A 13631-nucleotide genomic window follows, 5' to 3' on the forward strand; every position below is an offset into this window, starting at 1 on the left:
CGTACTTCCGGTAATTGGCTAATATATTCGATATTGGCTTATTATACCGTCCAGGATCGAAATAGCCGCTGTCTCAAAAGGGCGTTCCAAGTGAGTCAATCCCAAAAGATGTGCAAAGACGCTTCCAAAACCACTGTAATAGTGGATGGAAGCGTCTTTTTCATGCAACATTCATATTGATGCGGGATATTCAAAGCTCAAAATTGACTTTTGGGTTAGCCCCTTGGCATGCATTTATTATGGAGCAGCTATACGGCGTGTGCGAAGCACTACTTGGCTCCCGCCGCTTTCAAGGCTTCCGCCATCTCCTTATAGCCCCGTGTCTGGGCATGCTTGAGCGGAGAAACGCCGTCGCCATCAGCCAAGTTTACGTTTGCGCCATGCTCGATCAGCAGCTTGACGATCGTTTGATGATTTTTCCCGCCGTCGCCGAGAATGATCGCTTCCAGCAATGCGGTCCAGCCCAAATTGTTGACATGATCCAGGTTTACATCGGAAGCGGCAAGCAGCTCTTGCACGATATCCACATGTCCCCGGTCAGCGGCCGGAATGAGCGCCGTTCCGCCGAAACGGTTCGTGATCTTCGTGTCGGCTCCCGCCGCGATCGAAGCTTTGACAAAATCAAGCATGCCTTCCGCTCCGGCATACAAAAGCGGATTGTCCGAGCGGCTGTCGCGAATGTTAATATTCGCGCCTTTCTCGACCAGTAAGTTGAAGACCGGAAGCTGCTTCGTGTGCACGGCAATCATAGCCGACGTTCTTCCCCGTTCGTCCGTCGCGTCAATGTCCGCGCCGTCCGCGAGCAGCTTCTCGATCGTCTCCTTATCTCCTTTAGCGGCGGCTTCCAGCAAAGCTTGGTTCATTTTATCCATCTCCATCTTGGCGGATTGGGCCGCTTGCTGCCCCTCATCGTGCAAAAGGGGAGCGACATTCATCCGGCACCCGGATAAAACGAGGACTAACGCCAAGACGACGAAGCGCAGCATAGCGAACCAGCACCTTTCTTAAAATATGGGAATTTATAAGCACTCCGCGCCCGAAACCCGCCATGAAATAAGTTCGGACTAGTGTCGTCGAATCGACATTTCATTCATCATGGCCTTGCGGAACGACGGAGCGCCTGCAGCATTACTTCCCGGTCAAGCTAACTTGCGATGCCGTCGCCCAAGCTCCGACAGGAGCTACCGAGTACGTCGTACCGGAAGTCAGTTTGCCGTCCTTCTGAATATCGAATACGCCTACGGCGCCTTTACGGCTGGAATATTTGTACGTAGCAAGAAGCTTATCGCCGTTCGGAGCCGTCAATTCGACGCTGCGTCCCGAGAACAGCTCGTCGCCCGGATCCTGGGACAGCGTAACGTTGATCGAAACGTCGCTCGTCGCCTCGGCGCCCGTAACTTGCAGCGATGCGATTTCTTGCGCAACGAAAGTCGGATTTGCAATGGAAGCCCAATCGGACGTTACCGTATATTTTACGCCCGGCGTCAAAACTTGACCTTCAGGCAGACGGAATTTCGGTTCTTGCTTGCCGTCCGTCGATTGCGTAAACGGTACGTATTTCGCGATAATCGGCTGGCCGCCTTCCGGCGTAATCGTTACTTGTCTGGCTTGCATGGAAGAAATGACTTGGTACGTTTGGCCGTTTGCCTTGTTATTGTCGTCCAGCACGAACGCATTGGCGCCGCGGCCTCCGCTGTATGCGGAAATGATATAGCCGTAGTCGACGACTCCGTTCGCCTTGAGCGCTTCGATCTCGAACGTATCGTTCGTCACTTGGCTCGCCGTCGTCATTTCCAGCTTCGTTCCGCTGCCGGTAAAGCTGCCCTCATTTTTGCCTTTGTACGTCAGGTTATACTTCGTGCCTTCTTTTTGCACCGATGTAGGAACGATGTATGTGGCAATCGAGCCGGTTTTCAAACGCGGCATATTCGTCAGGGTTAAACCGTCATTGAACACGAAGTCTTCCTTAGCTTTGGCAAACGCCTCATCGTCAGCCGTCAACGGTGCGTCGAAGGTGACGACAAGCGTAATCGCGTTTAATACTTCTACGCTCTTGATTTTCGCGTTCTCGGAAGGTATCGCTTTGCGCGACGTATGGAGCAGTTGGATCGCTTCGCCGCGGGATGCCGACTGGCTTGCCGAAACTTGCTGGCTCATCCAGTATTGTACGGATTTGACGTCGCGCTTCAGCGCTTTGGATACGATCTGGACAAGCTCGTCGTCGCTTACCGCTGCGCTTGGGTTGAACGCTCCATTGTCCGCCTGCATAATGCCTTGTCCGACCGCTTCCATGACGTAGTCGTAGTACCATTCCTTCTCACTGACGTCCGACAAAAGGGCCTGGCCTTCGGCTTTGCCTTGCAGATCGAATGTTTTGACAACCAGCTTGGCAATTTCGGCGCGGGTGATTTGATTTTGTTCCCTGATCGAACCGTCTTGGTAGCCGTGCAGCACGCCAAGCTTAATCAGATCGTTAATTGCCGCTTTGAGGTCTTGATTGGCGGAAACCGCTGCAACTGCGTTCGTATCGGAAGCGGCTTGCGCATTCATCACCGCGAAAGGCAAAGATGTCGTACCGATTGCCGCCGCTAACAGAACTGCCGCTATTTTTTGCTTATGATTTTTCATTGTTGGATATCCTCCTCGAATTCCGTAATTGTTTGCTGCCTACAACTACATGATAGAGGATACATGTGAACGGCCCAGAAACGAACTATTAATAATTTATAAACGAGAGCTTAATTCTCCTTGAACGACATCGTTTATACGGTAAAACGATAGCCTGCTCCCCAAACCGTTTCGATATATTGCGGGTTGGACGGATCGATCTCGATCTTCTCCCTCACACGACGGATATGCACCGTAACGGTTGCGATATCGCCGTTCGAATCCATTCCCCAAATTCGTTCGAATAAATCCTCTTTGCTGAATACCCGGTTCGGACGGCTGGCCATAAACTCGAGCAGATCGAATTCCCGCGCCGGAAGCAAAACTTCCTTATTCCGGACGAATACTCTGCGGGAAGCTTTGTCGATGACGATACCCCGGATATGGATTTCTTCGTTCTTGGGGCGCGGCTCCTGCTTGCCAAGCAGACGCTCGTATCTGGTCAAATGCGCCTTCGCTCTTGCGACAAGCTCGCTTGGACTGAACGGCTTCGTGACATAATCGTCGGCTCCGAGCTTGAACGCCCTTATTTTATCGATTTCCTCTTTCTTCGCGGATACGATCAGAATGGGAACCTCCTTGGCCTCCCTGATCCGCCGGCAAAGCTCAAATCCGTCCATCCCCGGGAGCTGCAGATCGACGATAACGAGGCTGTACTCCCCCTGCAAGGCAAGCTGCAGCCCCGCGTCGCCCGTATGGCATAACTCTACGGCAAAACCGTTCAGTTCAAAATAATCCCGCTCAAGCTGAGCGATAGTCGTTTCGTCCTCAATGATCAGTATGCGAGTCACGCTGCCCGGCACCTCCCTGGTTCGTTGTCCGTTTCAAGGTAAAAAACAAGCTCGTTCCGGTTCCCGGCTCGCTTGTAGCCCATATGCTGCCCCCATGCCCCTCGATAATTTGCCGGGCGATGGCAAGCCCCAGCCCGCTCCCCCCGGTCGAGGAATTGCGGGAAAGCTCGGTCCGGTAAAACCGTTCGAAAATATGAGGAACGGCTTCCGCCGGAATGCCGATGCCGTTATCCTTGATTTCAACCGTGGCCCAATCGGAATCCGCCTGAAGCGAAATCCGGATCACTTTAAGCGGCTTATTCGCATATTTAATGGCATTCTCGATAATATTAAGCAGCGTACGTTTTATTTTTTCCAAATCGGCGACAACCTCGACGTTTCCATGAGCCTGCCGTTCCCATTCGAGCGTGACATCTTTTTTCTCCAGATCGAACTGCAGCTCCTCGGTGAAATCGTCCAAAAACGCTGCGATATCCACGTGATCCATCGTAAACGGTTCCTGCTTGATATCCAGCTTGGAGTAAAGAAACAGCTCGTCTACAAGCTTGTCCATGTCGACCGCTTTGGCGTAGATGATGTTGACGTACGTCTCCATTTTTTCGGGCGTATCGGCAACCCCGTCGCGTATCCCTTCGATATAGCCCTTAATGTTCGTAATCGGCGTACGCAAATCATGCGAGATATTCGAAATCAGCTCTTTCCGGTTCTCCTCGTACTGCAGCCGAAGGCTGACGGACTCCTGCAGCCGCTGCCTCATTTTCTCGAACGCCTCATTCAGCTTCCCGATCTCATCCTTCGAATGCAAATCCAGCTTGAATTGAAGATTTCCGTCCTCAATCCGCTCCGTGAAGCTTCTAAGCTTGTTCAGCGGCTTGACGACGCTTCTCGTTATCCAGCGGTACAGCAAAACGTTGGCCACAACCAGGACGCCGACCAAAATCAAGGTCAGTACGGGCAGGAGCCTTCGCGTCAAGCCGACAAAGGGGCTGCGCTCCCGGAAGACGAATAAGCTGCCTTTTGCTCCGTCAGTATATTTAAAATCGAACTTGGCATACGCATAAAACCGTTCTCCGATATAAAACGTGCTCCGAATCTGGTTGTTATTCAGATCGTATGGAGGCAGCCCCTGATAAAACTCCGGCAGGACATGTGTGATCGATTCATAGGCATGATTGCTTTCCCTCCGGACGTAAAGGCCGGCTTTCTCCGATCTAAGCTCGTAATCGTATTCGCGCATCAGCTTCTGGTCCTGCAGCTTATCCGGATCGTTCTTCGCCAAATATTTCAGCTCCAGGAAAATCGATTCCTCCTGCTCAGTCAGCGGATTCAACTGATAATGCAATTTATAGAAGTCGCGGAAATTACGAATATCCCCTGTCGAAACAACGGTAAAAAGCAGCGCCGTCACTACGAACATAACAAGGCTGATAACAAGCATTCCGGTGTAAGACAATAATAATTTTAAGCGGATGGACATGGGTTCACCTCTCATTCTCCTGACATGCTCCATTATACACAAGCGGCGGGACGGGCAACCCTTCTTTCGGTTTGCGCAGCGTCATAGCCGGCTTTACATGACTTTGCCAGACATCTTATCATTACTTCAATCCCCGAGTCTAGCGAAAAATCGCGCAATCGGCTCTAAGCCCGTATATGCGAAAAGCCCCCAATGACGGCTTTGTCATAGGAGGCTTTGCCTGCTGATAGAGCTATTTTAACGGAATAACCCACGGTCCTTGAATCAATATGCGAGGCTCTTTCAAATAAAACGCAATTTCTTTCTCACCCGGCAAAACGGGAAGATTCAGCTCGACGATTTCCTGCGACGATTCATTGATCCGCCAGCTATAGCTTTTTAGATCGGGATCTTCCCTGTCGACAAGGAAGCTTTGCAGCGTCTCCTCGCCGGCCGCATCGAAATGGACGTTTACGCCGATTCGTACATTGTTCTCGTCCGTACGCTCGATCTGCGTGAACGTTACCGGGAAACCTGCGAGCGTAACCGTTTCGTTCAGCGGAGCGAAGCCTTCCGCAGGAACGGGCAGCTTGACTTCCAGCTCGGCTGCTTGCCGATCGACGACGCGAATATACGGCATCGTCAAAGTCAATTCGCCAATCCGTTGCAACGGATGCTTGAAGAGGAGCTCCTTTGGACGCAAAAAGCCGGTATCCTCGAGAATAGGTACTTCCGCGCCTTGACCGTCGCGCAGCTCGAGACGGACATTGCCGGTAATCGTCTCCTTGCCGAAGGACTCGATTTGCCGCCCTTCCGGAAGCCGGGAAAGGAGCGTAATTTTCGTCGTTTCCTCATCGATCGGCGTATCTACGGCAACGATTTGGATGCCGGCGCGTTCGGCCGAATGCCCGAGCTCCTGAAGGGCGTCGGATTCTTTCGCCGGTTTCAGCTTAAGAGGCCCTATAACCATATCGGGCAGTTGAAGCGTTATTTCTTCGGCTGCTGACAGCTCAATCGGGTTCGGATAATAATAGGTGCCCTGCCAGATGTTTGAGTTAACCAAGGTGGAAAAAGTAAAAGGATACTCGCGGCCGTCACCCGTTTTCAGCTGAAATTCCCGAATCTGAGGCGTATTCGTTCCGAGCAGGGTAATAATCGTCTGGTTTGGCTCAAGCATGACGGCTTCAACCGTTATTTCCCCTTTGCCTGACGCCACCTTAACCGGCGTCTCAAGCACATACGCAGGCTTGTCGGCGTCGCCTTCCTGAACGATGCCCAAGCCGGGAATAAACTGCAGCATTTTTCGCAGCTCCGCTTTCACATCCGTTGTGAAGCTCAGACCCACCGCAAGAATAAGCAATGCCGCCGCCGCTATCGCTACTTGCCAGAGCCGCCGGAACGGACGGACAGGCCGGGGAGCGGACGGATGAGCCGTGGAAGGTTCGTGCATGGGCTGACGGGCGAGCAGATCCGGCCGTTCGTCGGCCGGATGAGCCGGAGCCGGTGCCGCGTGCGGTTCGTGCATGGGCTGTCGGGCGAGCAAGTTCGGCTGTTCATCGGCAGGTTGAGCCGATGCCGGTGCCGCGTGCGGTTCGTGCAAGGGCTGTCGGGCGAGCAGGTTCGGCCGTTCATCGGCCGGTTGAGCCGGAGCCGGTGCCGCGTGCGGTTCGTGCAAGGGCTGTCGGGCGAGCAGGTTCGGCCGTTCATCGGCCGGTTGAGCCGGAGCCGGTGCCGGAGCTATTCCCAGCTTGGCCCAAGTTTGCCTCTTGATCCGGAGCAGCGTTTCGGCATCCGGCTTCCCTTCACCGGGGGCTTCCACGTCTCCGAGCTCGCTCAGCTTCTCTTCTTCAAGCCCGTCGAGCAGACGGAACATCGTCTTTTCGCTGGAATCGTTCATGCTTATCCTCCTTTCAGGACATGAGCCAAGCTTTGTTTAAGTGTTGTCCGGCAGCGGTACAGCCGGTTTTCGACAGCCTTCTTGGTCAGCCCGAACTCCGCTGCGATATGGTCAAGCGTCTCGTAGTAAATATATCGTTTGCAAAACATGCTCCTGTCCGGCTCCGGTAAACGGGCGATCGCATTTATCATCTCCTGCGACTCTTCCCGTGAAAGAAAAATGTCCTCCACCCCCGACGGAGACGCCGGATCAAGCTGCAGCGTTACCGTTTCAACCCGCTTTTGCAGCTTGCGTCTATAGTCAAGGGCCTTGTATTTGGCCAAAATAAGCAGCCACGTTTTCAAGGAGCCTTTCGCGCTGTCGTATTCCTCCACTCTTTCCCAGGCTGCAACAAAAGCATCGCTGCAGCACTCCTCTATATCCTCCTTATGAGCGATCCCTTCGAGTATCCGCTGAATAAGACCATGAAGATGTCCGCCGTAATGGTCCATAACAAACTCCAAAGCGTAAGGATTGCGCCGCTTAAGCTCGCTCTCGACATTTTGCTCCGATATTTCCATAGCTGCCTCCTTTCTTCCGCTTGAGCGTCTCTATAAGTTACTACGTCCGTTTATTGAGAAAACACTCAAACGCCAGTCGAAATAAACCGGCGCAATGCAAAACAACCGACCGGAATGATAAAGCATTGGGCCGCTAAATCGACTAAAATCAAGACAGACGAATCAATCCGTTCCGAAGGGGGCAAGCCGCATGATGAATAAATGGTACAACCGATTGGTAGTATCCTACTTGCCGATTTTTCTCGTCATCGCCATCGTTCTGATCCTCATTTCTTTCTTCGCGCTCAGCGATCTGGCCCGCAGGACGACGCTTCATTCCAACGACGTGTTCGGCCGGCAAGTGCTGCGCACGGTCGACAACGACCTGCGCGCGATCGATAACGCAATGTTGAGACAGCTGTTCGCGACCGACTTGGTTCAGCGTTTCGCCATGGCTAGCGGCAAAACGACGGACCCCGCGCCTTATGAGCTGTTCGTTTCGCTGCAAAATATGAAATCCAGCTACCCCATGATCGATTCCGTATACGTGATGCGGAAAGCCGACGGCATGTTCGTCAGCGATACGAGCTTCGAGCATCGGGATCGCGTCTCCGACCGCGAATTTATCGACCATGCGCTGGAAACGCAGGACCGCTTGATATGGAGCAGCGCGCGCGAGTATCCGAGCTCCTCCGCCGAGCCTTCGCGAACCGTCGTCTCGCTGGCCAAAACATTCCCTTTCTTCGACGGCGGCGTCATCGTCGTCAACGTTCGCGTCGACGATCTCCGGCTTTTGCTGAAGGAGCTGGTCGGCCCGAACATGAACATCATAACGTTCTTCGATCAAGGCGGAGCCCGGATTACGGGGACGGCCGCCGAATCGATCGACTCGCTGCGACTCAAGTCCGATTATACCGGCTGGGAGATGACATGCGGGGTCAAATATATAAGCGTCGTTCATACGATGTCCGGCATCACTTTGCTGCTCGCCGGTTTGGCAGCGCTTTCGGTCGCGGGAGGCATATTGTGGATCATGATCGCCAGCCGGCGGAACTACGCGCCAATCCGTAAAATTATGACCAAAATCGATATGCCGGAAACCTCTCACATGACATCGAAGCGAAATCAGGGCGACGAATTCACGGCGATCGAGCAAACGATCGAACGGATGCGGGAAAACACCGGCAAGCTGGATAAGCTGCAGGAGGAGCATCGGGTGACAGGGCGCCGGCTGGCGTTTCTCGACTTGCTCGAAGGCCGGCTTCGGACGGACGAAAAAACGGAGAGCAGCCTGGAGATGTGCGGCTTATCGATGCAATTCGAGTGGATGTCGGCAGCTGTAGCCGAGATCGACAAGCAGCGGCATTTTGCCGACGTTTATCCTGAGCGCGACCGGGAGCTGCTTAAATATGCTTTCCAGACTTGCCTTCGCGAATTGAGCGCGGAGCGAGGCCTCTCCGTCTGGTGCGAATGGCTCGCGTCCGGGCGGCTGTGCCTTCTTGCGCAAGCCTCCGGCGAAGACCCGGAAGCGCTGAACGAGCGGCTGACCCTGCTATGCCATACGCTGCGTGAATGGACGCTGCTCAACCTGCCTTTTACGGTCACAATCGGCATTGGCGATTCGGTCGACGACCTGGATAAGCTTCCGTTCTCCTACGAAAAGGCGCTGCATCGGGTCAGCTGCAAATCTTCGCTTGGCGGCAATCGCGTCATTACGGAAGCCGACCTCGCCTCGCGGCCGCAGCTGGATTTGTTCCAAAGCGTGCAAATGATCCGTCCGCTCGCCCATTCGGTCAGAACCGGCGACAGCAGCTTGGGGTCTCAACAGGAGCGCCTCTTCCGCCAATTGCGGTGCGGCGTTTTTTCCCACGACGAATTGATCAGCATCATGAACTATACGCTTTACTCCATCCATCGGGAGGTGTGGGAGCAATCCGAGGCGCTTGGGAGACTATGGGAGTCGGAGGCACAGCCGATTCTCGTCTCCATGCTGGATTGGGCGGAAACGATCGACGAGATGGACCGCTGCCTGCAGGGCGTGCTGGAAGATTTTGCGCTGAAGTCCGTCCAAGTGCGCGAGCACCGCAGTTTATCCGCGACCATGAACAAAATTCGCGCTTATATCGACCAGCATTACGCCAATCCGAACATGTCCTTGACTCACCTGGCGCATGTATTCGGGATGAATCCTTCCCACTTGAGCCGTTTTTTCAAAGAAGAGCTTTCGATCAATTTCACCGACTATTTAATCGACCTCCGCATGAACGGCGCCAAACGGCTGCTGACCGAAACGGACGGCTCCATCCAGGACATTGCCGAAACGGTCGGATACACGACGGCGATCGCGTTCATCCGCGTGTTCAAGAGAAGCGTCGGCATGACCCCCGGCATGTACCGCAAAGCGGAATCGACCGGTTGAGGACGGAACGAAGGCCCCGCCGCTCGCAACCCGCAGTGACTCGAAGCGATTGGCTATTATACAAACTGCAAAATTCCAGCAGCTCCCGGCGCGCGGCTGGGCGATACGCATCGACTGTCGGCCGCAAACCACGGAGCTTTTGCAAAAACGGTTTACCACATATTCGGTTTATGCAAAATCCGGTTTATGTCAAAAATAAAGTTTATTGACCATACCGCCGCTCGACTCTATTGTTTAGGGCAGGACGCGCGTCCCCCTAACTACAATACAAAGGTGGTTGAACAATGTCCCAAACCAATTTTGCGAGAAAAAAACCGATCGCAGTCTTCATCGTTTTGCTTGCTCTCCTTGTGAGCGCTTGCTCGAATTCCGGTACGACCGGCAATGGCTCGAGCAGCAGTCCTGAAGGCTCCGCCAAAGGCAAAAAAGCCGTATCCCTTACGTACGCCGCCTGGTATCAGCCTTATGCGGATTGGATTACCGAAAGAGCTGTAGCTTATCAGAAGCTCCATCCCGAGTTGGACTTCAAAGTAACGACAAACGTATTCCCATGGGCCAACTACTGGGAGAAGCTGCTCGCGCAAGCGGCCGGCAAAGATTTGCCGGATATTTTCGATATGAACGGTCCGAATTTCGCCGATTATGTCACCAAGGGGCAGCTCTCCAGCTTGACGCCTTATATTACAAGCAACAATTATAACGAAGCCGATTTCGTTACTTCCATCCAAGACTTGTACAAATATAAAAACGAGCCGTACGGCATTTCGGCGGCTATGGACGGAAACGGCATTTTTTATAACAAAAAAATATTCGACGACAATAAAATCCCCTATCCGGACGATACATGGGACACTAATAAATTCCGCGAAGTGGCGAAGCAGCTGACGAAGCCGGGAAGCGTCTGGGGAACCGCGGTCTCTCTGGATGTGCTCAGCGCCCAAAATTGGCTGCTCTCGAACGGCGGCAAAATATACAATGACGACAAAACCGCATCGCTGCTGGAATCCAAAGAAAATATCGACACCTTGCAGTGGCTGCAGGATCTCGTCTTCGTCGACAAATCGGCTCCCGACAAAACGGCCGCTCCCGACGGCAACCTTGTCAATCTGTTCATCGCCGGCAAAATCGCCATGCTCCCGACCGGCAGCTCTCTTGTCGGAACACTGAAGAGCTCGGACGCCACGATCGATTGGGATGTCGCCCCTTGGCCGAAGGGCTCGCAAGGCATTAAAGTCGTGACCCACGGACCGGCTCGCGTCGTTGCCGCCAACAGCAAGCATAAGGACGTCGCGGCCGATTTCGTTCTGTTCCTCGGGCAGAAGGATAGTCTGGTCGAGTTTTCCAAATCGAACATCAGCAGCCGCAAAGATTTGCAGAGCAATTTCATTCAGTTCAATCCCGATAAAAATTTGAAGGCGCTGATCGACTCCACCGCATTGGCCACCATTTATCCGGCTACGACGAATTTTTCGCTATGGAACAACGAGGCGACGAAACAGGGCGATCTCCTCTTGCTGAACCAGACCAAACCGGCAGACGCGCTGAAGGCGGTCAGCGTCAAATTGACCGAAGCGCTGAAAGCTACGAATAGCGGGAAATAATCCATGCCTAGTCCGCTTGAGCTTCAAACGCATAAATCCGTAAAAAGAGGAATTCCGGCTTTCCGGCGGGATACGTTCTGGGCGTGGGGGATGTTGTCCCCTACGCTGGCCGGACTCCTTCTTTTTCTATGGGGGCCTCTCCTGTATGCCGTTGCCCTGGGTTTTTATCAATGGGATATATTGACCCCTAAAGTGTTCGTAGGCGCAGAAAACTATCTCAAGCTGTTCCGCGACCCTATGTTTTATCACTCGCTTAAAATTACCTGTTATTATGTGCTGCTGTTCGTTCCTTCGACAGTCGCCGTATCGCTCGTGCTGGCCGTGCTGCTTAATAAAATCCGGTTCGCGGTTTTCTTCCGGACGTTGTTCTTTATGCCCTCCGTCAGCATGACCGTCGCCACATCGCTCGTTTGGCTGCTTATCTACAATCCGCAATACGGCCTGATCAACTCGGCGCTCGACTTGTTCGGCTTGCAAAAGCCGGGCTGGATTTACGATCCCCAGCTTGTCGTGCCTTCCATCGCCTTGATGGCGTTGTGGTCCGGCTCGGGGTATACCGCCATTTTTTATTTGGCGGCGCTGCAGAACATCCCGAGGGATGTGTACGAAGCCGCCGAAATCGACGGAGCGACAGCCTGGCGGAAGCTTTGGAATATAACCGTTCCGCTTGTGTCGCCGACAACCTTTTTCCTCTTGATCGTCAATCTGATCGGCTCCTTCCAGGCATTCGACACGTTCTACGTCATGACCAAAGGCGGGCCCGGCGATTCGTCGACTACACTCTTGTACTACATTTATGAGAACGCCTTCCGCAGCTACAATATCGGATATGCCAGCTCTTTGTCGACCGTGCTGTTTCTCGTCATCATTCTGATTACGATCGTCCAATTCCAGCTGCAAAAAAAATGGGTGTTTTATGAACGATAAGGAGGGGGAAACCCGATGCCGGCCGCCAAAATTACCGGAAAAATCGCGCTTTACGTCGTAGTTTCCGCCATTTCTATTGGCATGACCATCCCGTTTCTCTATATGCTGACGTCTTCGATGAAGACGACTCCCGAAACGCTGCAATTCCCGCCCGTATGGCTCCCCAAAGCGTGGATCTGGGAGAACTACATTCAGATCTGGAAGCAAACCGAGCTGTTCCAATGGTTCCGCAATTCGCTGTTCGTCGCCTCGGCGCGGGTGGCGTCGCAGGTCGTCACTTGCTCGCTTGCGGCTTACGCTTTCTCCTTCCTGCATTTCCGGGGCAAGCATATCGTGTTTCTCTGCACGCTGGCCGTGCTGATGGTGCCTCATCAAGTCGTCATCATTCCGCAGTTCCTGCTGCTCAAGGAATTCGGCTGGCTCGACAGCTTCAAGGGTTTGATCATTCCGTCCATGGTCGGGGCGTTCTCCATCTTTTTGTTCCGCCAGTCATTCATGACGATACCCTCGGAAATGATCGAAGCGGCCAAGCTCGACGGCTGCAATCCTTTGTCGACGCTCGTGCGCATCGTTATGCCCAATTCCAAGCCGGTGCTGACGACGATGATTCTCGTGACGTTTCTGTCGCACTGGAACGACTTCATGTGGCCGCTCATCATCACCAAGTCCAAAACGATGATGGTGCTGCCGGTCGGCATGGCCAACATGGTCGGCGAATTCGGCACCGATTGGCCCATGCTGATGACCGCCGCGACCTACGCCACCCTTCCGATCATCGTGCTGTTCGTGTTCGGACAGCGCTATTTCGTCGAAGGCATGCTGACGGCGGGGATTAAGTAGTTGTTGGAGTGCAGAGTCAGGCCTGCGACTTAATGGAGCTGACCGGAAGGTAAATGCGGAATGGGCAGTCCTAGACAGAGAAGCCTCCAAACCACTGCTATCGTGCGGATGGGGGCTTCTCTGTCTGCTAATTGAGAAAATGATATTGGGAACGCCCTCATGTCGATGCCCGGCCTAGGCCTAGATGGAAAAACTCCAGTTATTTTTTCTGAAAAAGTGAAAAATCGGCATCTACATGGAAATACTGCAGCTATTTTTGTTGATTCTATCAAAAAATAGCCGAAACGATGAAAATACCTTCACATTTTCCATCTAATTGCTTCAAAAGGGGTGACGGCAGGGAAATAGATGTAGAATTTCCAGTTTCCCTACCATTTGATGGCCATTTGGTTAAGCCCTTTTCTTTACCAGGTACCGAGTGTTTCCACTAATCATCTCTCCGGACTGCGTTCCACCCTATTTTTGGTATAATGAAGATAACATCTCTGGCAGTG

General features: G+C 53.1%; 10 protein-coding genes. 4 read left to right on the top strand and 6 right to left on the bottom strand.

Annotation, left to right across the window (positions count from 1 at the left end):
* Positions 1 to 269: 269 nt before the first annotated feature.
* From DQG23_RS11250 to DQG23_RS11275, 6 genes are all read right to left on the bottom strand, one after another.
* Positions 270 to 986, bottom strand: coding sequence for an ankyrin repeat domain-containing protein (locus DQG23_RS11250; protein ID WP_113030936.1), 717 nt, complete (start codon positions 984 to 986; stop codon positions 270 to 272).
* 142 nt (positions 987 to 1128) lie between these two features.
* Positions 1129 to 2628, bottom strand: a complete 1500-nt coding sequence (locus DQG23_RS11255) for an S-layer homology domain-containing protein (protein ID WP_113030937.1) — start codon at positions 2626 to 2628, stop codon at positions 1129 to 1131.
* A 134-nt stretch (positions 2629 to 2762) separates the two neighbouring features.
* A complete protein-coding gene (locus DQG23_RS11260; RefSeq protein WP_113030938.1) occupies positions 2763 to 3458 on the bottom strand; it encodes a response regulator transcription factor in 696 nt (231 codons plus the stop codon).
* Positions 3436 to 4935, bottom strand: a complete 1500-nt coding sequence (locus tag DQG23_RS11265) for a sensor histidine kinase (RefSeq protein WP_113030939.1) — start codon at positions 4933 to 4935, stop codon at positions 3436 to 3438. The genes DQG23_RS11260 and DQG23_RS11265 overlap by 23 nt, the downstream gene beginning before the upstream one ends.
* Positions 4936 to 5167: 232 nt before the next feature.
* Positions 5168 to 6811 (bottom strand): hypothetical protein, encoded by a 1644-nt coding sequence (locus tag DQG23_RS11270; RefSeq protein ID WP_113030940.1) that lies wholly within the window; start codon positions 6809 to 6811, stop codon positions 5168 to 5170.
* 2 nt (positions 6812 to 6813) lie between these two features.
* Positions 6814 to 7371, bottom strand: coding sequence for a sigma-70 family RNA polymerase sigma factor (locus DQG23_RS11275; RefSeq protein ID WP_113030941.1), 558 nt, complete (start codon positions 7369 to 7371; stop codon positions 6814 to 6816).
* 190 nt (positions 7372 to 7561) lie between these two features.
* Between DQG23_RS11275 and DQG23_RS11280 the strand changes: the two genes are divergently transcribed.
* From DQG23_RS11280 to DQG23_RS11295, 4 genes are all read left to right on the top strand, one after another.
* Positions 7562 to 9769 (top strand): helix-turn-helix domain-containing protein, encoded by a 2208-nt coding sequence (locus DQG23_RS11280; RefSeq protein ID WP_113030942.1) that lies wholly within the window; start codon positions 7562 to 7564, stop codon positions 9767 to 9769.
* A 284-nt stretch (positions 9770 to 10053) separates the two neighbouring features.
* On the top strand, positions 10054 to 11370 hold the full coding sequence (locus DQG23_RS11285) for an ABC transporter substrate-binding protein (RefSeq protein WP_113030943.1): 1317 nt from the start codon (positions 10054 to 10056) through the stop codon (positions 11368 to 11370).
* A gap of 3 nt (positions 11371 to 11373) precedes the next feature.
* Positions 11374 to 12297, top strand: a complete 924-nt coding sequence (locus tag DQG23_RS11290; RefSeq protein ID WP_113030944.1) for a carbohydrate ABC transporter permease — start codon at positions 11374 to 11376, stop codon at positions 12295 to 12297.
* Positions 12298 to 12312: 15 nt separating this feature from the next.
* Positions 12313 to 13137: a carbohydrate ABC transporter permease gene (locus DQG23_RS11295; RefSeq protein WP_113030945.1), complete on the top strand. Its 825-nt coding sequence runs from the start codon at positions 12313 to 12315 to the stop codon at positions 13135 to 13137.
* Positions 13138 to 13631: the final 494 nt, after the last annotated feature.

The organism is Paenibacillus contaminans, assembly GCF_003285015.1.
GTDB lineage: Bacteria > Bacillota > Bacilli > Paenibacillales > NBRC-103111 > Paenibacillus_V > Paenibacillus_V contaminans.

Bases quoted from the DNA above. Each gene is read 5' to 3' on its own strand.
- DQG23_RS11250 (WP_113030936.1), bottom strand. From the start codon at position 986: ATGCTGCGCTTCGTCGTCTTGGCGTTAGTCCTCGTTTTATCCGGGTGC.
- DQG23_RS11255 (WP_113030937.1), bottom strand. From the start codon at position 2,628: ATGAAAAATCATAAGCAAAAAATAGCGGCAGTTCTGTTAGCGGCGGCA.
- DQG23_RS11265 (WP_113030939.1), bottom strand. From the start codon at position 4,935: ATGTCCATCCGCTTAAAATTATTATTGTCTTACACCGGAATGCTTGTT.
- DQG23_RS11270 (WP_113030940.1), bottom strand. From the start codon at position 6,811: ATGAACGATTCCAGCGAAAAGACGATGTTCCGTCTGCTCGACGGGCTT.
- DQG23_RS11275 (WP_113030941.1), bottom strand. From the start codon at position 7,371: ATGGAAATATCGGAGCAAAATGTCGAGAGCGAGCTTAAGCGGCGCAAT.
- DQG23_RS11280 (WP_113030942.1), top strand. From the start codon at position 7,562: ATGATGAATAAATGGTACAACCGATTGGTAGTATCCTACTTGCCGATT.
- DQG23_RS11285 (WP_113030943.1), top strand. From the start codon at position 10,054: ATGTCCCAAACCAATTTTGCGAGAAAAAAACCGATCGCAGTCTTCATC.
- DQG23_RS11290 (WP_113030944.1), top strand. From the start codon at position 11,374: ATGCCTAGTCCGCTTGAGCTTCAAACGCATAAATCCGTAAAAAGAGGA.
- DQG23_RS11295 (WP_113030945.1), top strand. From the start codon at position 12,313: ATGCCGGCCGCCAAAATTACCGGAAAAATCGCGCTTTACGTCGTAGTT.